Annotated in this window: 23 protein-coding genes, 2 tRNA genes and 1 pseudogene; 19 read left to right on the top strand and 7 right to left on the bottom strand. The window is 64.0% G+C overall.

Annotation, left to right across the window (positions count from 1 at the left end; all coding sequences use genetic code 11):
- Positions 1-487: 487 nt before the first annotated feature.
- Together ACSF9G_RS08710 and ACSF9G_RS08715 are read right to left on the bottom strand one after the other, a co-directional pair.
- A tRNA-Ile gene (locus ACSF9G_RS08710) sits at positions 488-564 on the bottom strand.
- A gap of 266 nt (positions 565-830) precedes the next feature.
- Entirely contained in the window at positions 831-1,253 is a 423-nt protein-coding gene (locus ACSF9G_RS08715; RefSeq protein WP_436640580.1) for a VOC family protein, read from the bottom strand.
- A gap of 260 nt (positions 1,254-1,513) precedes the next feature.
- Here ACSF9G_RS08715 and ACSF9G_RS08720 point away from each other — a divergent pair, with 260 nt between their 5' ends.
- From ACSF9G_RS08720 to ACSF9G_RS08745, 6 genes are all read left to right on the top strand, one after another.
- Positions 1,514-2,542 (top strand): ABC transporter substrate-binding protein, encoded by a 1,029-nt coding sequence (locus ACSF9G_RS08720; RefSeq protein ID WP_436640582.1) that lies wholly within the window; start codon positions 1,514-1,516, stop codon positions 2,540-2,542.
- A 121-nt stretch (positions 2,543-2,663) separates the two neighbouring features.
- Positions 2,664-3,155, top strand: coding sequence for an OsmC family protein (locus ACSF9G_RS08725; protein WP_436640584.1), 492 nt, complete (start codon positions 2,664-2,666; stop codon positions 3,153-3,155).
- Positions 3,156-3,217: 62 nt separating this feature from the next.
- Positions 3,218-4,018 (top strand): ABC transporter permease, encoded by an 801-nt coding sequence (locus ACSF9G_RS08730; protein WP_436640586.1) that lies wholly within the window; start codon positions 3,218-3,220, stop codon positions 4,016-4,018.
- An 11-nt stretch (positions 4,019-4,029) separates the two neighbouring features.
- Positions 4,030-4,902 (top strand): ABC transporter ATP-binding protein, encoded by an 873-nt coding sequence (locus tag ACSF9G_RS08735; protein ID WP_436640588.1) that lies wholly within the window; start codon positions 4,030-4,032, stop codon positions 4,900-4,902.
- The gene (locus tag ACSF9G_RS08740) at positions 4,902-5,744 is read left to right on the top strand and encodes an ABC transporter permease (protein WP_436640591.1); all 843 of its coding nucleotides are present in this window, start codon (positions 4,902-4,904) and stop codon (positions 5,742-5,744) included. Before ACSF9G_RS08735 ends, ACSF9G_RS08740 begins: the two co-directional genes overlap by 1 nt.
- Positions 5,745-5,747: 3 nt before the next feature.
- A complete protein-coding gene (locus tag ACSF9G_RS08745; RefSeq protein WP_436640593.1) occupies positions 5,748-6,569 on the top strand; it encodes an ABC transporter ATP-binding protein in 822 nt (273 codons plus the stop codon).
- A 298-nt stretch (positions 6,570-6,867) separates the two neighbouring features.
- On the opposite strand, the gene ACSF9G_RS08750 is transcribed toward ACSF9G_RS08745, so the two are convergent.
- Positions 6,868-7,581 (bottom strand): Crp/Fnr family transcriptional regulator, encoded by a 714-nt coding sequence (locus ACSF9G_RS08750; protein ID WP_436640595.1) that lies wholly within the window; start codon positions 7,579-7,581, stop codon positions 6,868-6,870.
- 118 nt (positions 7,582-7,699) lie between these two features.
- Here ACSF9G_RS08750 and ACSF9G_RS08755 point away from each other — a divergent pair, with 118 nt between their 5' ends.
- Positions 7,700-8,308 carry a DUF6448 family protein gene (locus tag ACSF9G_RS08755; RefSeq protein ID WP_436640597.1) on the top strand — a complete coding sequence of 203 codons (609 nt, stop codon included), beginning with the start codon at positions 7,700-7,702 and terminating at the stop codon, positions 8,306-8,308.
- A gap of 155 nt (positions 8,309-8,463) precedes the next feature.
- Here ACSF9G_RS08755 and ACSF9G_RS08760 read toward each other — a convergent pair.
- Positions 8,464-8,537, bottom strand: a tRNA-Gln gene (locus tag ACSF9G_RS08760).
- A gap of 246 nt (positions 8,538-8,783) precedes the next feature.
- On the opposite strand from ACSF9G_RS08760, the gene ACSF9G_RS08765 reads away from it, so the two are divergent.
- Positions 8,784-9,650 (top strand): MBL fold metallo-hydrolase, encoded by an 867-nt coding sequence (locus tag ACSF9G_RS08765; protein WP_436640602.1) that lies wholly within the window; start codon positions 8,784-8,786, stop codon positions 9,648-9,650.
- 13 nt (positions 9,651-9,663) lie between these two features.
- On the opposite strand, the gene ACSF9G_RS08770 is transcribed toward ACSF9G_RS08765, so the two are convergent.
- Positions 9,664-9,921 carry a hypothetical protein gene (locus tag ACSF9G_RS08770; protein WP_436640605.1) on the bottom strand — a complete coding sequence of 86 codons (258 nt, stop codon included), beginning with the start codon at positions 9,919-9,921 and terminating at the stop codon, positions 9,664-9,666.
- 383 nt (positions 9,922-10,304) lie between these two features.
- On the opposite strand from ACSF9G_RS08770, the pseudogene ACSF9G_RS08775 reads away from it, so the two are divergent.
- The 5 genes and pseudogenes from ACSF9G_RS08775 to ACSF9G_RS08795 all read left to right on the top strand — a co-directional run.
- A pseudogene (locus tag ACSF9G_RS08775) lies at positions 10,305-11,402 on the top strand (Ppx/GppA phosphatase family protein); the annotation flags it as partial.
- The gene (locus tag ACSF9G_RS08780; RefSeq protein ID WP_436640607.1) at positions 11,399-12,115 is read left to right on the top strand and encodes an RlmE family RNA methyltransferase; all 717 of its coding nucleotides are present in this window, start codon (positions 11,399-11,401) and stop codon (positions 12,113-12,115) included. The pseudogene ACSF9G_RS08775 and the gene ACSF9G_RS08780, both read left to right, overlap by 4 nt.
- Positions 12,116-12,126: 11 nt before the next feature.
- Positions 12,127-12,312 (top strand): hypothetical protein, encoded by a 186-nt coding sequence (locus ACSF9G_RS08785; protein ID WP_436640609.1) that lies wholly within the window; start codon positions 12,127-12,129, stop codon positions 12,310-12,312.
- 18 nt (positions 12,313-12,330) lie between these two features.
- Positions 12,331-12,522: a hypothetical protein gene (locus ACSF9G_RS08790; protein ID WP_436640611.1), complete on the top strand. Its 192-nt coding sequence runs from the start codon at positions 12,331-12,333 to the stop codon at positions 12,520-12,522.
- A gap of 116 nt (positions 12,523-12,638) precedes the next feature.
- A complete protein-coding gene (locus ACSF9G_RS08795) occupies positions 12,639-12,944 on the top strand; it encodes a YdhR family protein (protein WP_436640613.1) in 306 nt (101 codons plus the stop codon).
- A gap of 94 nt (positions 12,945-13,038) precedes the next feature.
- On the opposite strand, the gene ACSF9G_RS08800 is transcribed toward ACSF9G_RS08795, so the two are convergent.
- Positions 13,039-14,463, bottom strand: a complete 1,425-nt coding sequence (locus ACSF9G_RS08800) for a DHA2 family efflux MFS transporter permease subunit (RefSeq protein ID WP_436640615.1) — start codon at positions 14,461-14,463, stop codon at positions 13,039-13,041.
- A 208-nt stretch (positions 14,464-14,671) separates the two neighbouring features.
- Positions 14,672-15,118, bottom strand: a complete 447-nt coding sequence (locus ACSF9G_RS08805) for a hypothetical protein (RefSeq protein WP_436640616.1) — start codon at positions 15,116-15,118, stop codon at positions 14,672-14,674.
- Positions 15,119-15,340: 222 nt separating this feature from the next.
- On the opposite strand from ACSF9G_RS08805, the gene ACSF9G_RS08810 reads away from it, so the two are divergent.
- The 6 genes from ACSF9G_RS08810 to ACSF9G_RS08835 all read left to right on the top strand — a co-directional run bounded on the left by ACSF9G_RS08810 (position 15,341) and on the right by ACSF9G_RS08835 (position 19,896).
- The gene (locus tag ACSF9G_RS08810; RefSeq protein ID WP_436640618.1) at positions 15,341-15,637 is read left to right on the top strand and encodes a hypothetical protein; all 297 of its coding nucleotides are present in this window, start codon (positions 15,341-15,343) and stop codon (positions 15,635-15,637) included.
- A gap of 89 nt (positions 15,638-15,726) precedes the next feature.
- Positions 15,727-16,644, top strand: coding sequence for a pirin family protein (locus ACSF9G_RS08815; protein WP_436640620.1), 918 nt, complete (start codon positions 15,727-15,729; stop codon positions 16,642-16,644).
- Between the two features lie 57 nt (positions 16,645-16,701).
- Positions 16,702-17,223 (top strand): glycine cleavage system transcriptional repressor, encoded by a 522-nt coding sequence (locus ACSF9G_RS08820; RefSeq protein WP_436640622.1) that lies wholly within the window; start codon positions 16,702-16,704, stop codon positions 17,221-17,223.
- A gap of 24 nt (positions 17,224-17,247) precedes the next feature.
- Positions 17,248-18,072 (top strand): class I SAM-dependent methyltransferase, encoded by an 825-nt coding sequence (locus ACSF9G_RS08825; protein ID WP_436640624.1) that lies wholly within the window; start codon positions 17,248-17,250, stop codon positions 18,070-18,072.
- A gap of 139 nt (positions 18,073-18,211) precedes the next feature.
- On the top strand, positions 18,212-19,138 hold the full coding sequence (locus ACSF9G_RS08830; protein ID WP_436640627.1) for an ABC transporter ATP-binding protein: 927 nt from the start codon (positions 18,212-18,214) through the stop codon (positions 19,136-19,138).
- Positions 19,135-19,896, top strand: a complete 762-nt coding sequence (locus ACSF9G_RS08835) for an ABC transporter permease (protein WP_436640629.1) — start codon at positions 19,135-19,137, stop codon at positions 19,894-19,896. The genes ACSF9G_RS08830 and ACSF9G_RS08835 overlap by 4 nt, the downstream gene beginning before the upstream one ends.
- Positions 19,897-20,040: the final 144 nt, after the last annotated feature.

Below are 20,040 nucleotides of genomic sequence, written 5' to 3' on the forward strand. Positions count from 1 at the left end.
TATTGCAATCGGACGACAAGAGTTCCGAGGATTAAAATTTCGTATGGTTTACGCGGCGCCGGACCGGAAAGAGCTGCGATAAGTCTGTAAAATCAATGTGATGGAAGACTATCGATCGTGCCTAGCTACGCGAAGCATGGGTGCTATGGCCGTAAGGCGTAGGAGCGCCGTCTGGGCACCTGAGAAGCATTTCTCGTAGTCCGGGGATTGGGGTGAGTCGCGTGTTCAGGCGGGGAGGGCGTGAAATAAAAATGGTATTAATCATTAATAATCGCGCGGGATGGCGCGGAATCACCCAATAAAAGCGGCGCTCGTTTACATTAACGAACGTTGCCACTCAAGGTTGTGCCGGCAGATTGATTCGAAATCGCCGGAGTTCCTGCCTGTCTCTTGGTCGAGGCCGGGAATGAGCGGGGCGGTGATCTATCCGGATCTGGAGGAGACGTTGGTGGCAACCCCGGTCTTCGCGGCCGGCGTGGCCCGGAGATGGTGGGCCCGGCAGGACTCGAACCTGCAACCAGACCGTTATGAGCGGCCGGCTCTAACCAATTGAGCTACGGGCCCGGGGAAAATCCGGAGCGCTCTTATCGCAGGGCGTTGCCGGCCCGGCAACCGCAAGGCGCCAGCCGTCGAAACCGGTGGAAAAGTGCTCGCATCGGGAAGAAAGGTTGGCCGCCCATTTTTTGGGGGGCATCGAACCCGGGTCACGTATCGAGCGTTGCGCGCCGCGCTTGACCCCGGACCTCTTCGTGCTCCCACCCGGATCCCGTCCCGCTCCCGCCCGGATGCCGTTCCGCGCGCGACGGCGTACGGGCGATGCGGTCGGCGATTTATTCGGCCGCCGATGCGGGCGCGTGACAGACCACACAGAGCTTGTTTCCATCCGGATCGCGGACATAGGCCGCATAGAAGTCCGGGTGATAGTGGGATCGCACCCCGGGAGCGCCCTCGCAGCGCCCGCCCGCCGATACCCCGGCGGCATAGAAGGGGTCGACGGCGGCTCGGGCCTTCGCCTCGAAAGCGACCGTCACGCCGTTTCCGGCACTTGCGGGGTTGCGGTCGTGGGGCATCACGATCCAAAACGGTGGCTCGATTCCGGAAAACCCGACCGGCGCGTAGCCGGCGGCAATCTTGAGGCTGCGATGGCGAGACAAGCCAAGCGGCGCCAGAACGGCGTCGTAAAAACCTGTTGCGCGCCCGATATCTGCCGTGCCGAGTGTGATATGACTGAAGACTGCGTCAATATGTCGCATTATGGTTGTCGTATCCCTGTGGCCCATCCGTCGTCCCACTCCCGGCCTCCCTGGATGGGAAGAGTGGGAAGGGGCAATGTGCGGGAGAACGTGATATTCCCGTCTCCCGAATGTGGTTGGAAGGCGGTCGATTGATGGGTCGGAACCTCTGTGAGACACTTTATTTAATCAAGAAAAGCAATTGTGGGAGGAAGAGAATGTTCTGCACCCTAGCATCTCGTGCCGTTGTCGCTTTGAGCCTGCTCACCGGAAGCGCGGCAATGGCCTCCGCCGAAGATCCGGTGGACATCACTTACGGATACCATCCCTATTGGACGGGTGGCTGGAACGGGGTGATCATCAAGAACAAGGAACTGTGGAAGAAGTACCTGCCGGAGGGCAGCACCGTTAAGTTCGAGGCGCATCTCACCGGCCCTCCGATGGTCAATGCGCTCCTCGCCGACAAGATGCAGATTGGCACCATGGGCGACATGCCGTCGCTTGTGGCCACGACCAAGAAGGCGCAGGGCGATATCCGTCTGGTTTCGGCGCCGATGATCTCCAACGGCATGAACTGCAACAAACTTCTGGTGCACAGTGATGCGCCGGACTTCGCTTCCTTGAAGGAGGCGATGGAATGGATGAATGGCAAGCCGTTCGCCGTGCACAGGGGGACCTGCGCCAATCGCGCGGTCCTCGCGATCGTGGCCAAGGGCGGGTTCGAGCCGTCGGAAGTCGTCTACATGCCGATCGAGGTGATCGCCTCGAATTTCGAAGCAGGCAAGCTGGACGCCGCGGCAATGTGGGAGCCGCACGCGCGCCGTATGGTCGAGCTCGGTCACGCGAAATACGCGACGACCGGAGCGCCATGGGGCGAGAAGGACGCGAACTTCACCTTGATGAGAGAGGACTTCATCGAGGACCATCCGGAAGCGGCGAAGGGCTGGATGAAAGCCGAAATCGAGGCGGTCCAGTTCATGATCAACAATCCGGAGGAGACCGCGCGCATCATCGCCGAGGAAACGACCGGCTACACACCTCAGATTGCTTGGTCGGCGCTCTACGAGCGGATCGACGAAAAGAATGGCGGCGATCCGGTCAACTATGTCGGCAAGATGGTCTTCGACGACGAGGTGCTCGAGATCATGAAGACCGGATACGCGTTTCTGAACTCGCTGAAGGTCATCGAATCGCCCGACATTCCCGACGGAGCCTACAACGATGGTCCGTTGACGGCGGCGCTGAAGGAAATGGATCTCACCGCCCCGGTCGGTGAGATCAAAGGCGTGCCGCGCAAGGAAGTGAAGTAGCGGCAGCGAGTCCCCGTTCAAGAAGGATTGCCGGGCCCGCGGCGTGCGGGAGCGGGCATGGCTTGCGGACACGACGCGTTTCGGCAGCACACGAAACCGGCCGGTGGCAGAGAGGCGATAGATGGGCAAGGTTGAAGCAACGGCTCCGATCACCGAGGTTTTTCCCGGTGAGAAATCAACCGGCGCGGAACTCGAGACGATCAGCACGCACTATGGTTCCTGCGCGTGGACGCCCAAACGGGGCTATACGGCCTGGACCAAACAGGGCGAGGTCGAGATGTTCGAGAACGGCGGTCAGCGGGCCGTCGAACTGATGCTTATGACCACCGCGGCGTGCCTGAATTACTTTCTGGCCGAACACGTCAAGGTTCACGACCTGCCGGTCACCAGCATCCGGGTCGCCTGTGACGGTGCCATCGTTCCCGACCCCGACAGGCTCGGCCGTATTACGACGCGTGTCACCATCGAAGGCACCCTGTCTCGCGACGAGCGCAAGGCACTGCTCGAAGCCTGCCAGAACAAGTGGAAGGTGATGAACACGATTACGCATGGGCCCGTCTGCGAAACGATACTGGTGACGCCATCGGGAGAGGTCATCGATCGCGCGTCGTAGCGGGCGGTCTCAGGGCAAACGGGGATATGGCAAACAGGGAATTAGTGGGTTCGAGTGGCGTCATGGCGCTGCGCAGCCAGAAATTCTGGCTGATGTGGGTCGGCGTGATCGCATTTGTGGTGCTCTGGTACGCGGTGGTCCGCTGGTCGCCCTTCAAGCCGTTCAATCGGCTGCCCGACCCGTTGCAGGTTGTGATCGAGTGGTTTTCGCCGGATCCGGTGTTCGGGCTTTCGGTCTTCACCGAGACCTACTGGCAGCACATCGTCTACAGCACGTACCGCGCCTACACGTCCTTCTTCCTGGCGCTGGCGCTCGGCGTGCCGCTTGGCATCCTGATGGGATGGCGCGTGAAGATATACGACTACGTCTACGCCCTTTTCAGCCTGCTGAGGCCCGTACCGCCGCTCGCCTGGGTGCCGATCGCCATTCTGCTGTTTCCCGGTGTGGAGATGGCCGTGATCTTCGTGACCTTTCTCGTCGCGTTCTTCGCGACGACGATGAACACGTTCGTCGGCGTGCGCGCCATCAACGAGGACTACTTCCGGGCCGCACAATGCCTCGGCGCCAGGCCGTCCGACGTTTTGAAGGACGTCATTCTGCCGGGCGCCATGCCCCACATATTCACCGGCCTCCAGATAGCCATGGGCGCGGCTTGGTTCTCTCTGGTGGCCGGCGAGATGATCGCCGCCCAATACGGGCTCGGCTATGCCATCTGGGATGCCTACAACCTTGTCCAGTACCCGACCATCGTTATCGGCATGGCAACCCTCGGCATCATCGGCTACGCCTCCAGCGCGCTGGTGCGCTGGGTGGGCATGCGCCTGATGGCGTGGCGAGAGCGCCGTCTTGGGGCGGTCGCTTGAGGAACGGGGCCATGTCCGAATCGCAAAACACGTCTGCCGCAGGGAGCGCCTCTGATCGCCCGGATTTCGGTCGCGTTTCGATCTCCGACCTTGGCAAGGTCTACGATCCCGAAGGCGCCAATGTCGTCGCTTTGGAGCACTGTGATCTGGAATTCGCCCCGGGCGATTTCGTCGCGATCGTGGGGCCTTCCGGGTGTGGCAAGAGCACGCTCCTCAACATCCTCGCGGGCTTCGACACCCCGACCTCCGGAACGGTGACGGTCGACGGGACGCTGTTGGCCGCGGCCGACAAGCCGCCGAAACCCGGGCCGGATCGCGTCGTCGTTTTCCAGCAGGGCGCGCTGTTCCCGTGGAAGACGGTCATCGAGAACGTGACCTACGGTCTTCTCAAGCAGCGCAATGTCGGCGTCAGCGAGGCGCGCGAACGCGCGATGTCGCTGCTGGCCAAGGCGGGCGGACTCGACCGGATCGCGGACGCATATCCCGGCCAACTCTCCTCCGGCATGCAGCGGCGGGTCGAGATACTGCGCGCGCTCATCAACAATCCGCGAATGCTGCTGCTCGACGAGCCGTTCCGGGCCATGGACACGGTCAACAAAGCGCGCATGCACCAGCACCTGCTGGATATCTTCGCGGCTGACCGCAAGACGATCCTGTTCATCACCCACGATTTGGAGGAGGCGCTGTTCCTCGCCGACCGGGTCGTTGTCATGACGACGCGGCCGGGCACGGTCCGGCTCGACATCGTCATCGATCTGCCGCGCCCCCGCACGCGCGAAATGATGCTGAGTGATGAATACATCCGGCTGAAACAGCAAACGATCGAAGCCGTGCACGAAGAGGCCCGCAAGGCCTTCGAGCGCGGCGAACGGGAGATGGCGTGATGCACGGGCCAACCGCCGACGGAGTCGAACCGGCCAAGGCCGTTGCGGCGGAGCCATCAAAGCGGTCGGCCGCGGCGCCGCGTTGGGCCGGTCTCGGCAGGAGGTCGCGGGGACTTGTCTCGGTCGTCGTTTTTTTCCTGCTTTGGGAGATTGCCGTCACGTTGCGCTGGCCGGGCTTTGAGGAAATGCCGGGGCCTGTGACGGTGGCGGTAACGTTCGGGGAGTACCTGCTGCGCGCCGACTACTGGCAGTCGTGGTTTGTCAGCTTTCGCCGGGTTCTCATCGGCTTTGTGATCGCGCAGATCATCGGCATCCCGCTCGGCCTTGCGCTCGGTACCAGTCGCCGTTTCAACTATCTCATCTTCCCGATCTTCGAGATGATGCGGCCGATACCGCCGCTGGCCTGGGTTCCGCTGTCGATCCTGTTCTGGCCGACGACCGAGGCCAGCATCATCTTCATCACGTTCATCGGCGCGTTCTTCATAATCACGATCAACGTCTACGACGGTGTCTCCAGTATCAAGAAGGAGCATCTGTGGCTGGCGCGTTCGCTTGGCGCCGGGGCGATTCGCATCTTCGGGCGCATCATGCTGCCGGCAGTCATCCCGTCGATCGCCGTCGGCATGACGCTGGGCATCGCGGTCACGTGGAATGTGGTGATCGCCGCGGAAATGATTGCCAGCGATTCCGGCCTCGGGCGCCTGACCTGGGAAGGCTATGTCAGCCATACCGCCCCCGTCGTTTTCGTGGGAATGATCTCGATCGGCATTGCCGGCTACTTGTCCACCTTCATGGTCGATTACATCGAGCGGCGCATGATGCCCTGGCAGAAGACGAGGTAGGTCGTGGGAAAGGGTGAACTCGTCGGCGTCGGCCTGTCGAAGGCCTACCCGCAACCGGGCGGTGAGCCGCTGCCGGTCCTGAATAACTGCGAGTTCCGGTTCGAGCCGGGAAAATTGAACGTGGTGATGGGGTCGTCGGGATGCGGAAAATCAACGCTGGCCTACATTCTGGCGGGATACATCAAGCCCGATGGCGGTAGCGTGACCATCGACGGGGCCCCGATCGTGGGCGCCGGCCCCGATCGTATGCTGGTGTTTCAGGAAACGGCCCTGTGGCCGTGGATGAACGTCGAGGAGAACGTCATGTTCGGCCCGCTGTCGCGCGGCGTGGCGCGGCGTGAGGCGTCCGAGCGGGCGGCAGAGCTTCTGGATCGGTTCGGCCTGGGCGGTTTCAAGACGAAGTACCCGACCCAGCTTTCTGGCGGCATGATGCGCCGTGCGGAGCTGGCGCAGGCCTTGATCAACAGTCCGCGGGTCATGATCCTCGATGAGCCGTTCCGCGGTCTCGACGTCATGACCCGTGAACTCATGCAGGAATACTATCTCGAGCTCTTCGAGGAGACGCATCTGTCGACTGTTTTTATTACCGCCGAGCTGGAGGAGGCGCTGTTCCTGGCCGATCGCATCTACGTCATGTCGGACGCGCCAAGCCGGATCATGGCGACGATCGAGGTGGATCTGCCCCGCCCGCGCGATTTTTCTGTACGCGCCACGCGGCGCTACGCCGAACTGGAGCAGGAAGTCCTCGATGCACTCTATGCCGGACGGCCGGCCGAAGAGCGCACGGTTCCTATGGATACGGCGACGACGGCCGATCGGGTCTGATCACCGGCCGTGCCGCGGCCCCCGGTCCTGGTACCCGGTCCTGGCACCCGGTTCGTTGTCCGTCGCGGCGGGATAACGCTCTTGGCTCTCGCGAACATCGACGTGTTCCAGGATGCAGGCGAACCGCTGCGTGCCGACCCGGGACGGCTTCTTCGAATGCCTTGTCTTTCCTGCCTCGCACAGTGTCCGGACGGTCCGGCTTGAAGCGACCCGGTTCGTTGGGGTCGGTCAGCGAGAGGCGCCTCGGCGTGCCGGGCCCGATAGGTAGCGACGGGGCGACCGTACCCGTCGGATCGCGTCACACGCTCACTTGAGCCCGGCGTTCGAGCTTGGCTTGATCGCGAATACGAACGCGACCGCGATCAAGAGCAATCGCGCCATCGCGCTCGAGTTCCTTCAATGCGCGCTGCACCACCTCGCGCACGGAGCCGACCATGGACGCGATCTCCTGATGCGTAATGCGCGCGCAGGCGTCAGGTGCCCGCTCGACAATGTGCGTACGCTGTCCGGCACAACCGAGAAGCAGCCGGGCCACCCGGGTGGTGACGTCGCGTAGCGCCAGGTCTTCCACGACACCGCCGAGCGTTCGCTGGCGCCAGGACAGGAGCTTCAGCGCAGCCATCGCAACCTGGGGATGGCGATCGACGAGCGCCAGCATTCTCGATTTGGAGATGAGGCCGACCGTTGTGGAACCGACGGCCTCCGCCGCGTCCGAATTGGGTCCGCCGTCAAAAACGGCAACATCGTTGAAGGTCGCCCCGGGGCCAAGAACACCGAGCACGTGTTCGCGTCCCTCGGCCGATACCCGTGTCAGACGGACGTGTCCTGTGATGACGAAATAGAGCCCGTCGCAAGGCCTGCCCTCTACCAGGATGGTTTCTCCGCCAACCACGGCGCGCTGACGCACGGTGCGCGCGATCTCCTCGAGGGTCGTGCCGTCCAGATCGGAAAAATATGGCATCCGGGCCAACAGATTGCCGAGGGATGTCGTGGTCATCGTGTGCGCGATCATCGTGCCCTCTTCGTCCGACCAGGCATTTTTCGTCTTCGGCGACTTAAGTCGCTGTGCGCGGCGAACCACCTGGACATCCTTCGACCTGGAATGGTTCCACCAGGTTAGGAGATCTCACATGACCAAGATCAAGTCGCTTGCAGCCTTTACTCTCGCGTTCGGGGTGCTGTTCGGCTCGCAAAGCGCACAAGCCCACTGCGATTCTGTGGGCGGGCCGGTCGCCAAGGTTGCGCTGGCCGCTCTCGACACCGGCAATGTCAATCTGGCACTACCCTATGCGCCGGCCACGGCCGAAAGCGAGATCAAGGCGGCCTTCGAGCAGTCGCTGAAGGTCCGTGCACTGGGGCCGGAAGCGAAAAAGCTGGCCGATCATGCCTTCATCGAGACGACCGTGCGGCTGCACCGGGCCGGCGAAGGCGCGGCCTATACCGGGCTGAAATCATCCGGGATTGACTACGGCCCGGCTATTCCCGCCGCGGAGCGAGCCGCGGAGACCGGACAATTGGAACCGGTCAGGGCACTGCTTGTCGAAGAGCTGGAACATGCGCTGCACGCCCGTCTGGCCCATGTGCAGGAGGCACGGAAGGTCGGCCTCGAAGAGCCGGACGCGGCAGACGATGTTCCCGCCGCGCGTGCGCGCGTCAGTGCCGAGTTCGAATTCGTGACGTACGTAGAGGCACTGCGACAGGCGATCCAGGGCGCAGCCGGCCACGCTCACAAGGATTGAAGAGATGTATCAGCCGGCGCTACGGCGCCGGCTCCGTAGCCGGGACGTCATCCGGCATCGCACTGTGCCGACACACGTGCGGCACAGTTTCCCGTCCGTTCCGAATTGTCCAAGGTGGCGAAGTCTGGAAAACCCCGGAAATGCTGGGGAAAGGTTGGCTGGGGGACCTGGATTCGAACCAGGACTAGCGGAGTCAGAGTCCGCGGTTCTACCGTTAAACTATCCCCCACCCGGGGAGTCGTGCTGAGATAGACCACCGCCGCGGATTTCTCAACCCCCCTACTGCCATTCGGGCGCGTTGCGGTCGGATATTGGAACGATCGGCCCGATATTCTCATTATCCACCATGGAAATGGCTCGTGGGGGGACAAATCAGATAACGTCTCCCTATATTACGCATTCGGAAAACCGAATATGAACCTGCCCGGCGCGCCGTTCCGCGCGCCGACATCCGCGCCAGAACGGGAGTGAAAGCATGAAAACCGCGAAACCGGACGTCGTCGGCTATTATCATGAGCCAACCTTTTCGGTCGCCTATCTGGTGATCGATCCGGCGACGCGCCAGGCCGCGATCATCGATCCGGTGCTCGACTACGACGAGAAGGCCGGCCGCGTTTCCACCGATTTTGCCGACATGCTTCTGGCGGAAGTGGAGAAGCGGGGGCTGACGGTCGCCTGGATCCTCGACACCCATCCCCACGCCGACCATTTCTCGGCAGCCGCCTATATGAGGGAGAAGCTGGGTGCGCCGACGGCGATCGGCGCGCACGTCATCGATGTCCAGAAGCTCTGGAAGGATTTCTACAACCTGCCGGACTTTCCCGCCGACGGGTCCCAATGGGACCGGCTGTTCGCGGAGGGCGACACCTTCCAGATTGGCGAATTGGCGGGCAGGGTGCTGTTCTCGCCGGGCCATACGCTCGCCTCGATCACCTACGTGATTGGCGAAGCCGCCTTTGTCCACGACACGCTGTTCCAGCCCGATTTCGGTACGGCGCGTGCCGATTTTCCCGGCGGCGACGCGGCCGAACTCTATCGGTCCATCCAGGCGATCCTGTCACTTCCCGGCGACACGCGCCTGTTCACCGGCCACGACTATCGCCCCGGAGGTCGCCCGGTCGCCTTCGAATCGACGGTGGATGAGCAGAAGCGGGAGAATATCCATCTGAAGGACGACCCGGACGAGGCGACCTACGTAAAGCGTCGCAACGAACGCGACGGTACGCTGCCGATGCCAAAGCTGATCCTGCATGCCCTGCAGGTGAATATCCGCGGCGGCCGTCTGCCCGATCCCGAAGACAACGGCCGCGTCTATCTCAAGATCCCGATCGGTGTGCTGTGACGGCGCCCGTCGCTCACTCGGTGGAATAGCGCGTGCCGTGGCGGGCGGCGAAGTCGGCGAAAGGCAGGCTTTCCAGACGTTCCAGGCATGCGTCGTCGTCCGAGTACGCAAACGCGTAGATTCGGACCGTATCGCCGTCCAGCGCCAGGCGGCAGAACCCGTCGGCGTTGGCCGCGAACTCGACCGGGCAATCGTCCAGATCGATATGCGGAACCATGGCCTCGAACATCGTGTAGGGGATGTAGCAGGCCTCCTGTGCTGTCGCCGGCATCGCGGCGAAGGCGAGACCCGCGACCAGATCGGACCGTGATGGAATGTGTCGCTCCCATTTGTCCCGATCGGCGGGCCGAACTGGCACTATAACATGATTATAAAAGTCAGAATTAAGGGAAGCGATGCGACACTGCGGCGCAGAGGCCGTCGCGCGGGTAGGTCTTCGGCAAGTGCGCAGATTGCGCTTTTCCGCCGTCTTGCTAACCTGTCACGCAACTCGCAATCCGCGCCGCGCCCTGGCGCGTCACACGACGCGACGGCCGGCGAGAAGGGACAGGACATTTGGACAGGAACGACGGCAGCGCCGGCTATGAGGCGCGCGGGCCGGCGGGCGATGGGCGGTCAGGCGAAAGAGGCCGTTCCCGATTCCGCCCCCGCGGGCCCGGGAACAGCCGCGCTTCGGCGGCAAACGGCGACTTTTACGCCGCCCTTGATCTCGGCACCAACAACTGTCGCCTGCTTGTCGCGCAGCCGACGCGCCGCGCCTTCCGCGTCGTCGATGCGTTTTCTCGCATCGTTCGTCTCGGCGAGGGCGTGACAGGTTCGGGCCGGCTCGCCGACGATGCCATGAAGCGAGCCGTCGACGCGCTCGTCGTCTGCCGCGACAAGATGAACGCCCGCGGCGTCACGCGCCGCCGCCTGATCGCCACGGAGGCCTGCCGGATCGCGGACAACGGCGAGGAATTCCTCGGCCGGGTCCGCGAGGCGACCGGTCTCGAATTGGAGATCGTCAACCGGGAGACGGAAGCCCGTCTTGCCGTATCCGGTTGCGCCTCGCTGGTCGATCCGGATGCGCACGGTGCCATCGTCTTCGACATCGGCGGAGGCTCGACGGAGCTGGTCCTGCTCAAGGCCGGCGGCAACGGCTTCCGCAGCCCGTTCGCCGTGCAGCAGAATGTCGCCGCCTGGACATCGTTGCCGGTCGGCGTCGTGACGATTTCCGAGATGTTCGGCGGCCGCGATGTCGATAGGCCGCTGTTCGAGCGGATGGTCGCCCATGTGCAGGAAGCGCTGGCGACGTTTGCCGGCGAAGTCGGTCGCCTGAGCCATTTCGACGAATCGAGCGTTCACCTGCTCGGCACGTCGGGCACCGTGACGACGATCTGCGGCGTCCATCTCGGCCTCGACCGCTACGACCGCCGGCGCGTCGACGGCACCTGGATGCAGCGCGACGACGTCGTCCGCGTCACCGGCGAGCTTCTGTCGATGGACTACGACCAGCGCGTCGGCAATCCGTGCATCGGCGCTGACCGGGCCGATCTGGTACTGGCCGGTTGCGCGATCTTCGAGGCCATACGGCGCATCTGGCCGTGCGATCGGGTGCGCGTCGCCGACCGTGGCCTGCGCGAGGGCATGCTGCTCACGCTGATGGCCGATGACGGCGTATGGCGTCGCGGCCGGCGCGGCGGGCGACGGCGCGGCAGGAGCGGACGCCCGCAGGACCGCCAGCCCGACAACCCGACCGGAGAAAATTCGTGACCAGCAAGTCCGGTGGCCGTCAGGACCGCCTCAAGGTTCGCGTCAAGACGGCCAAGAGGCGCTCGACCGCCTCCACCCGCTGGCTGCAGCGCCAGCTGAACGATCCCTATGTCGCCAAGGCGCGCTCGGAAGGCTACCGCTCGCGCGCCGCCTACAAGCTCGCCGAAATCGACGACAAGTACCGGTTCCTGAAGCCCGGCGGCCGTATCGTCGACCTTGGCGCAGCGCCCGGCGGCTGGTCGCAGGTCGCCGCCGAGCGGGTCGGCTCGGCCGAGGGAAAGGGCCAGGGCAAGGTCGTCGCCATCGACATCCTGGAGATGGACCCGGTCCCCGGCGTCGACGTCCTGCATCTCGATTTTCTCGACGACACCGCGCCCGAACGCCTGCGCGAGGCGCTTGGCGGGCCCGCCGACGTCGTCCTCTCCGACATCGCCCCGCCCACGACCGGTCACAAGCAGACCGACCACTTGCGCATCATGGGCATGTGCGAGACGGCGCTGGAATTCGCCCGCGAGGTGCTGGCGCCGGGCGGTACCTTCCTGGCGAAGGTGTTGCGCGGCGGCACGGAGGCGCAGCTCCTGAACGATCTGAAGCGGGACTTCGACAAGGTCCGCCACGTCAAGCCGCCGGCGAGCCGGGCCGATTCCGCCGAGCTCTATGTGATGGCGACCGGCTTTCGCGGCCGCGATGAGGCGGCCGGCGACGAAAGGTGAGGAGCCGTCCAGTGACGGATGCCAGCATCAGCTTTCTCGATATCCTGATCGCGATCCTCGCCCCGGGATTCGTGTTCGGCGCGCTTGTCGGCGGGGCGGTCTGGTTTCTCGCCGTGGGCAGGCGCTGGTGGCTTGGATCAGTGCTTGGCGCGTTCGCCGGGACGGCGAGCTGGTATGCCTGGCTGCGCTTTATCTGAAACAGGGCGGAGCGCACCGTGTCCGAAATCGAACCAGGCGGACTGCAGTTCGCGCTTGTCGCTTTGGTCTTCGGCCTGCCCTGGCTGTTGGGCGGAGCGGTGGCCGGAGCGGTGCTCTGGCATACGACCTGGCGGCGGCGCTGGTGGCTCGGTGCGCTGGTCGGGGCCTTCCTCGGCGCGACCACCGGCTTCTTCGCGATGATGCCGTAGCCGGGAGCGGCCGGCCTGTCGGCCAGGTTCAATGGTCCCCGGCGGTATGAATTGGGGGATCGGCAATCGAAAGCCTTGTGCGTTTTCTGTCAGCACGTGGAAAGGAAGATTGTGAGATGGATCATCCAAAACTGATCGTGTTCGTGAAGTTCAAGACGTCCCTGTCGTTGGATGAGGTAACCGCCGTTGCGAATGATCGGGCCGACGAATTCCGCGCGCTTTCCGGGCTGATACAGAAATATTACGTCGAGGACGCGGTGTCGGGCGAGTATGGCGGTGTTTATCTGTGGGAGTCGCCGGAGGCCTTCGACGAATACCGTCAATCCGAACTTCGGGCGAGCATCGGCGCCGCCTATCGGACAATCGGCGAGCCGCGTGTCGAGGTGCTGAAGGTGATCATGCCGCTTCGGCAGGCCGTGTAGCCGACGCGAAAAGGCCGAAAGGACCATCGCGTCCGTTCGGCCTTAACGGGCGAAACACCGCCCGGTCGTTGAGTGCCGATGCGCGGCGGCGCGTCTACCGCTCCCGAGCCGCCGTCACGGCATCCGGCGCCAGGTCCCGGCGGTGACCGGAGACTTCCTTGCCGGCATCCTTCGGCAGCGTCAGGAACAGGATTACCGAGGCAGCCGTCGCCAGGCCGACGACGACGAAGGCGGCGGTGAAGTCGGTAATCGCGAGTGTCCCGCCGCCGCGGCCCACGCGCGACAGCTCCAGCGATATCGCAGCCACCGAGATGCCGACCGAGAGCGAAAGCTGCTGCACGACGCTCGACATCGAGGTCGCCCGGCTCATGCGGCTCGGTTCGATATCGGCGATGGCCAGACTGTTGGCGCTGGTGAATTGCAGCGAGCGGAAGAAGCCCCCGATCAGCAGCACCAGCGTGAAGGTCAGGATCGGTGTCGACAGGGTGAAGGCGGCTGGCAGGCCGATGAATATCGCGCAGATGATCCCGTTGATGATGAGGATGGTCCGGAAACCGAGGCGGCGCAGCACCGGCGGTGCCACGAACTTCATGGCGATCGCCCCGATCGCCGCGGCAAATGTCGTCAGCCCCGACTGGAACGGCGACAGCCCGTAGACGATCTGCAGAAGCAGCGGGATCAGGAACGGCGTCGCCCCGACGCCGACGCGGAACAGCCCGCCGCCGAGCACGGCGATCCGGTAGGTCGGGATCGTGAACAGGCCGAGGTCGAGGATCGGCGCCGGTGCCCGCCGGGCGTGGAAATAGTAGGCGATCAGCAGTGCCGAACCGATACCGAGCATCGACCAGATCGCCGCCGCCGGAATCACCTGCAGGCCGAGATTGGTGCCGCCAGAGACCACCAGCGCCAGCCCGACCCCCGACAGCACGAAGCCGAGCGTGTCGAACTTGGTGCGCGTCTCGCCGCGCACGTCCGGGATGTAAAGGGTGGCGAAGACAAGGCCGATCAGTCCGATCGGCACGTTCACCCAGAAGATCCAGCGCCAGGTCAGGTAGGTGGTGATGAACCCGCCGAGCGGGGGGCCGAGCAGCGGTCCCGTCAGAGCCGGCACCGTCAGCCAGGCCATGTAGCCGATCAGTTCCGATTTCGGGATCGAGCGCATGATCACGAGCCGGCCGACCGGCACCATCATCGCCCCGCCCATTCCTTGCACGACGCGGGCAACGACGATCTCGGGGATCGACGAGGACAGCCCGCAGGCGATCGACCCCAGCGTGAACACGATGATCGCCATGCGGAAGACGATACGCGCCCCGAAGGTGTCGGCGAACCAGCCGCTCGCCGGAATGAACACCGCGAGGCTGATCAAATAGGAGGTCAGCGCCAGCTTGAGCTGGATCGGATCCTCGCCGAAATCGAGAGCGATCGCCGGAAGGGCCGTGGAGAGAACCGTCGCATCGAGGTTCTCCATGAACAGGGCGCAGGCAACGACGAGAAGGACGATGGTACGGTTCTGCATGAGGCGATGAGAGGTACCAGAGCGCGCCTGCACTGGCGAGGCCGGCCGTCGGGACCGGGCCTGCGCGGGCCGCATAGCGACGCGCCGGTCGCCCGCCCGCGCCTGTCCGCGCGAAATGTCCTCGGCGGTAGCCGCCGACAGCGAGGCCGGGGAAGGCCGCGCTGTCGCGGCTCGTCCCCGGTCTGGCCGACCGTCGGTCGAGCCTAGATCAGCGCTTGATCCTGATGTTCAGCCCTTCGAGGTTGATCGAAAAGTCCACGCCCATCTGCGTGCCGATCACTTCGATGGAGGTGCCGTTGGCGTTGACCATCACCGCCGCCTTGCCGCCGGCGGCCACCGCGAGCCCGGCTCCGGCCGCCGAGAACACGCCCTCGATATCCTCAGGGCGGTTGATGTTGCGCACATTGCCTTCCAGCATCGCCTTCGACAGGGCGACCTGCCAGCCCGCGCTGATCCCCCCGATCGACAGGGGATAGGACTTGCCGTCGAAAATAAGCGTGCCCTTGCCGCCGGACGCGCCGACGATGAAGGCGGCCTTCACGATCTCCATCTTGATCTTGCCGGATCCCGCATTCGCCCCGGGGACGCCGGCCAGCAAACCGGTCATCAGGACCGCGATCGCTGCTGCAACACCAAGTCCACGCCATCTAGCCATAAAAAATCTCCTTAGAATCAGAAAATGGATCGCAGCCAACGTACTAATTTACGTTCGCCCGGGAACTTGCTTTTTCCAACCGGAGGATCGTGCGCCCGCGGCTTGGCGCGGGCGACCTGGCAGCGATGGTAACGGCGCCCGGATTATTTGGTATAGGATCGACCCAGCAACGGCCTTCGGGGGCCGCGTGTGGATTGCGTAAAAACGCATCAGGAGCTTTCCATGACGAGATTTTTCCCCGTACTCGCGCTGGCGGCGGTCGCCGCGTCTCTATCGGTCGCCACTCCCGCTGGCGCCCAGTCCGCTGGCACCCAGTCCGGCGACGACACCGAAGCCGCCATGATCGTCGCCACGCAGCTTCGCTCGCAGGGCTACGATTGCGTCGATCCGCACAAGGCGGAACGCGACACAAGCGCCTCCACGCCCGGCGAAGAGGCCTGGATCGTCACCTGCGACAACGCCACCTACCGCGTAAAGCTCGTCCCCGATCAGGCCGCCAAGGTCGAACAGATCGACTGACCGGCAGGTAAGTCTGGTGACGGTGGCCGGTTGCGCCATATACCGGGTCAGGCAGGCGATGGCGTCCGCCGCGAAACCGGGAGAAGACGATGAGCTGGATGCCCGACAAGGATCCTGTCCTCGGAGATCCGCGTTCCTGCGATGCCCTCGACCTGGTGATCGTCCCGCGTGTCCGCGACATCGGCGGCTTCAACGTCCGCCGCGCCTTGCCTCACGGGCGGCGGCAGATGGTCGGTCCGTTCATCTTCTTCGACCAGATGGGCCCGGCGCAGTTCCTCGCCGGTCAGGGCATGGATGTGCGGCCTCACCCCCATATCGGCCTGGCCACGGTCACCTATCTGTTCGACGGCCGCGTCATGCATCGCGACAGCGAAGGCAATGCGCTGGAGATCACCCCCGGGGCGATGAACCTGATGACCGCCGGGCGCGGCATTGTCCATTCCGAGCGCACGCCGGCCGCGACACGGGCGGCGGGCGGCGGCATGTTCGGCATCCAGAGCTGGATCGCGCTTCCTGAAGCGCACGAGGAGACCGCGCCTTCTTTCCAGCATTTCGATGACGCCAGTCTGCCCGTGGTCGAAGATGGCGGCATCCGGGCCCGCGTGATCGCGGGCACGGCCTTCGGCCGGACCTCGCCTGTCGGCATGCTGTCGGATTGGCTTTATGCCGAGGTGATGCTCGACGATGGCGCAAGTGCGCCGCTCGACCCCGATCACGAGGAGCGCGGCATCTACGTTGTGACCGGCACCGTCGAGGTCGCCGGCGAGCGCTTTGAGGGACCGCGCCTGCTGATATTCCGTCCCGGCGACCGCATAACCGTGACGGCGATCGGGCCGGCGCATCTGATGTTTCTCGGCGGCACGGCGATGGGAGGCCCGCGCTACATCTGGTGGAACTTCGTGTCCTCCCGCAAGCAACGCATCGAGGAGGCGAAGGAGGACTGGAAGACGGGCCGTTTCAAGCAGGTGCCGGAGGAGACGGAATTCATCCCGCTGCCGGAGCGCTAGTCTGGCCCCGACACTGTGCTAAGAATCGCGGGAGACCGCTGTTTGGGGAGGAACGCGATGCCGGTTGGACTGGTATTGAGTATCATTGCCGCGGATCGGCCCGGTCTGGTGCAGATCCTGTCGGAAGCGGTGGCGGCCCACGGCGGAAACTGGATCGACAGCTCCATGGCGCGTCTCGGCGGGGAATTCGCAGGCATCGTGCTGGTCGAGGTTCCAGAGGGCTCGGTGGCGGGACTGGAAGCCGCGCTTGGCGGGCTCGGCGAACGGGGCATCATCGTTACCGCGAAGCGATCCGACGGTACCGTGGCACCGGCGGGCCACACCGCTCTCCTGGAACTGACCGGTGGGGATCATCCCGGTATCGTCCGCGATATATCGGCGGCGCTGGCAAGGCACGGCGCCAGCATCGACGAACTGGAAACCCATGTCTTTACCGGTTCCATGTCGGGCGAAGCGCTGTTCCAGGCCACGGCGCGGATCGTCATCCCCGACAGCCTCAGTACCGAAAGGCTGCGGCAGGACCTGGAGGATATCGCGCAGGACGTCATGGTCGATATTGTATTGAAGGAGGCCGACTAGAGATCGGCATAGGGGGAGGGGGTAGTGATCAGTCTCAAGACTTTCTACGACGAGCATCCGATCAACGAGGCGGAGATCCTCCGCAAGCTCGAGGCCGAAGGTATCGGTCGGGCCGATATTCGCCCCGAGGACCTGTCCCGATACGATCAGGACCACTACGGCGGGCTTCCCGCCACCGATGCCCTGGTCAAGGTCATGGGGATCGAGCCTGGCATGCATGTGCTCGACATCTGTTCCGGGCTGGGCGGTACCAGCCGCTATCTCGCCTACCGCTATGGCGCGAACGTGCTCGGCGTCGACATCAACGAGTCGCGTGTTGACGGTGCCGCGCGCCTGACCGAACTGGTCGGCCTCGACGACAAGGTGAGCTTCCAGGTCGGCGATGCGGCGCGTCTCGACATGGAGGAGGGCAGTTTCGACAGGGCGATCAGCCAGGAGTCGTTTCTGCACATTGCCGACAAGGAAGCCGTCTTCGCCGGCTGCCTTCACATTCTCAAGCCGGAAGGCGTCTTCGGGTTCACCGACTGGATCGCCACGGAGAAGCTGAGCGACGAGGCCCGCAAGACCATCGCCGATACCTTCGCCGCGCCGCGCCTGATCGGCTACGGCGACTACGGCGCGATGCTGGAAGCCGCCGGGTTCGTTGCTGTTCGGGCCGAGAACGTGTCCAACGAATGGCGCGAGATCCTGAAGGAGCGGCTGGAGATGTTCCGGTCGCTCGAGCAGGAGACTGTCGCCCGTTTCGGCCGCGAGCGCTTCGACACCTATATCCGGAACTACGAGTTCTTCGTGGGCCAGATCGCCGCCGGTGCGCTCGGGGGCGGGCGCTTCGTCGCCAGGAAACACTAGCCGCAGGTGGTTTCCCGCCGGCTGGATGCGCCACGGCGGATCACCTTTGCGCGACCGGCTGTGCGACCGGCGCGGGAATCCGGTATGGATGTGCTCCCGTTTCCTCGGACCGTTCCGGATCTCGACCTGAAGAGCCGCCATGCAGCCGATCGTTTCCATCTCGAACCTGTCCAAGACCTATGCGTCTGGCTTCCAGGCGCTCAAAGCGATCGATCTGGATATCGTTTCCGGGGAGATCTTCGCGCTGCTGGGGCCCAACGGTGCCGGCAAGACGACGCTGATCTCGATCGTCTGCGGTCTGGTCACCGCCAGCGAGGGCACCATCACCGCCGGCGGCCATGACATCGTCCGCGACTATCGCGCCACCCGCTCGCTGATCGGCCTCGTGCCGCAGGAACTGACCACCGACGCCTTCGAGACGGTCTGGGCGACGGTCAATCACAGTCGCGGGCTGTTCGGGAAGCGAAAGGATCACGCCCTTGTCGAGAAGTTGCTGAAGCAGCTCTCGCTCTGGGACAAGAAGGACCAGAAGATCGTCACCCTGTCCGGCGGCATGAAGCGGCGGCTGATGATCGCCAAGGCGCTCGCGCACGAGCCGCGCATCCTGTTCCTCGATGAGCCGACGGCCGGCGTCGACGTCGAGCTGCGCCGGGACATGTGGGATCTGGTTCGCGGCCTGCGCGACGACGGCGTCACCGTGATCCTGACCACGCACTACATCGAGGAAGCCGAGGAGATGGCCGACCGCATCGGCGTCATCAACCACGGTGAGCTGATCCTGGTCGAGGACAAGAACGAACTGATGTGCAAGCTCGGCAGGAAAGCGTTGACCCTGCATCTGCACGAGCCGCTCGACGCGGTTCCGGAGGGGCTCGGCAAGTATGCCCTCGAACTGTCCGGCGACGGCACCGAGCTGACCTACACTTACGACACCCAGGGCGAGCGAACCGGCATCACGGCACTGCTGACCGATCTGTCCGCCGCCGATATCCGTTTCCGTGACCTGCATACCGAGCAAAGCTCGCTGGAAGATATTTTCGTCAACCTGGTGAGCGATCCGCGATGAACCTCCTGGCCGTCCGTGCAATCTACGCCTACGAGATGCACCGCACCTGGCGCACGCTCTGGCAGAGCGTCGTCGCCCCGGTCGTCTCCACCTCCCTCTATTTCGTGGTCTTCGGCGCGGCCATCGGCACGCGCATCAGCGAGATCGACGGCATCAGCTATGGCGCGTTCATCGTGCCGGGCCTGATCATGCTGTCGCTGCTGACCCAGTCGATCACCAACGCCGCGTTCGGCATCTATTTCCCGAAGTTCGTCGGCACGATCTACGAGGTGATGTCGGCGCCGGTCTCCTATTTCGAGATCGTCATCGGCTTCGTCGGTGCGGCGGCGACCAAATCGATGATCCTCGGACTGATCATCCTGGCGACGTCCACCCTGTTCGTGCCGCTGCGCATCGAGCATCCGGTCTGGATGCTCGCGTTCATGATCATGACAGCGTTCACCTTTTCGCTGTTCGGTTTCATCATCGGCATCTTGTCAGGCAGTTTCGAGCAGCTTCAGATCGTGCCGCTGCTGATCGTCACGCCGCTGACGTTCCTTGGCGGCAGCTTCTACTCGATCAACATGCTGCCGCCGTTCTGGCAGCAGGTGTCGCTGGCCAACCCGGTCGTCTACCTGGTCTCCGGATTCCGCTGGAGTTTCTACGAGCACTCCGACGTCGACATCGGCGTCAGCCTCGCGATGACTCTGGTTTTCCTCGCGATATGCCTGGGGCTGGTGGCCTGGATCTTCCGGACGGGATACCGGCTGAAGACGTGACGGCGACGGCGCGGGGCGGGACGACAGGATGACCATCCCCGCTTCCCCTGCCGTCATCGTCGTGCTAATGACCCGCGCCAATCTTTTTCCTTAGACCGCGAGTCGCTGGTTGGGGCCTGAAATGCCCATCGGCGGCGTATTCGC

This window comes from Microbaculum mangrovi (genome assembly GCF_051390635.1).
GTDB lineage: Bacteria > Pseudomonadota > Alphaproteobacteria > Rhizobiales > Tepidamorphaceae > Microbaculum.

What these genes read in the sequence shown, in the direction of transcription:
- ACSF9G_RS08835 (WP_436640629.1), top strand. Translation starts at nt 19,135, where the DNA reads ATGAACCTCCTGGCCGTCCGTGCAATCTACGCCTACGAGATGCACCGC.
- ACSF9G_RS08765 (WP_436640602.1), top strand. Translation starts at nt 8,784, where the DNA reads ATGAAAACCGCGAAACCGGACGTCGTCGGCTATTATCATGAGCCAACC.
- ACSF9G_RS08715 (WP_436640580.1), bottom strand. Translation starts at nt 1,253, where the DNA reads ATGCGACATATTGACGCAGTCTTCAGTCATATCACACTCGGCACGGCA.
- ACSF9G_RS08820 (WP_436640622.1), top strand. Translation starts at nt 16,702, where the DNA reads ATGCCGGTTGGACTGGTATTGAGTATCATTGCCGCGGATCGGCCCGGT.
- ACSF9G_RS08770 (WP_436640605.1), bottom strand. Translation starts at nt 9,921, where the DNA reads ATGCCGGCGACAGCACAGGAGGCCTGCTACATCCCCTACACGATGTTC.
- ACSF9G_RS08815 (WP_436640620.1), top strand. Translation starts at nt 15,727, where the DNA reads ATGAGCTGGATGCCCGACAAGGATCCTGTCCTCGGAGATCCGCGTTCC.
- ACSF9G_RS08755 (WP_436640597.1), top strand. Translation starts at nt 7,700, where the DNA reads ATGACCAAGATCAAGTCGCTTGCAGCCTTTACTCTCGCGTTCGGGGTG.
- ACSF9G_RS08800 (WP_436640615.1), bottom strand. Translation starts at nt 14,463, where the DNA reads ATGCAGAACCGTACCATCGTCCTTCTCGTCGTTGCCTGCGCCCTGTTC.
- ACSF9G_RS08725 (WP_436640584.1), top strand. Translation starts at nt 2,664, where the DNA reads ATGGGCAAGGTTGAAGCAACGGCTCCGATCACCGAGGTTTTTCCCGGT.
- ACSF9G_RS08750 (WP_436640595.1), bottom strand. Translation starts at nt 7,581, where the DNA reads ATGATCGCGCACACGATGACCACGACATCCCTCGGCAATCTGTTGGCC.
- ACSF9G_RS08805 (WP_436640616.1), bottom strand. Translation starts at nt 15,118, where the DNA reads ATGGCTAGATGGCGTGGACTTGGTGTTGCAGCAGCGATCGCGGTCCTG.
- ACSF9G_RS08740 (WP_436640591.1), top strand. Translation starts at nt 4,902, where the DNA reads ATGCACGGGCCAACCGCCGACGGAGTCGAACCGGCCAAGGCCGTTGCG.
- ACSF9G_RS08735 (WP_436640588.1), top strand. Translation starts at nt 4,030, where the DNA reads ATGTCCGAATCGCAAAACACGTCTGCCGCAGGGAGCGCCTCTGATCGC.
- ACSF9G_RS08720 (WP_436640582.1), top strand. Translation starts at nt 1,514, where the DNA reads ATGGCCTCCGCCGAAGATCCGGTGGACATCACTTACGGATACCATCCC.
- ACSF9G_RS08795 (WP_436640613.1), top strand. Translation starts at nt 12,639, where the DNA reads ATGGATCATCCAAAACTGATCGTGTTCGTGAAGTTCAAGACGTCCCTG.
- ACSF9G_RS08830 (WP_436640627.1), top strand. Translation starts at nt 18,212, where the DNA reads ATGCAGCCGATCGTTTCCATCTCGAACCTGTCCAAGACCTATGCGTCT.
- ACSF9G_RS08730 (WP_436640586.1), top strand. Translation starts at nt 3,218, where the DNA reads ATGGCGCTGCGCAGCCAGAAATTCTGGCTGATGTGGGTCGGCGTGATC.
- ACSF9G_RS08810 (WP_436640618.1), top strand. Translation starts at nt 15,341, where the DNA reads ATGACGAGATTTTTCCCCGTACTCGCGCTGGCGGCGGTCGCCGCGTCT.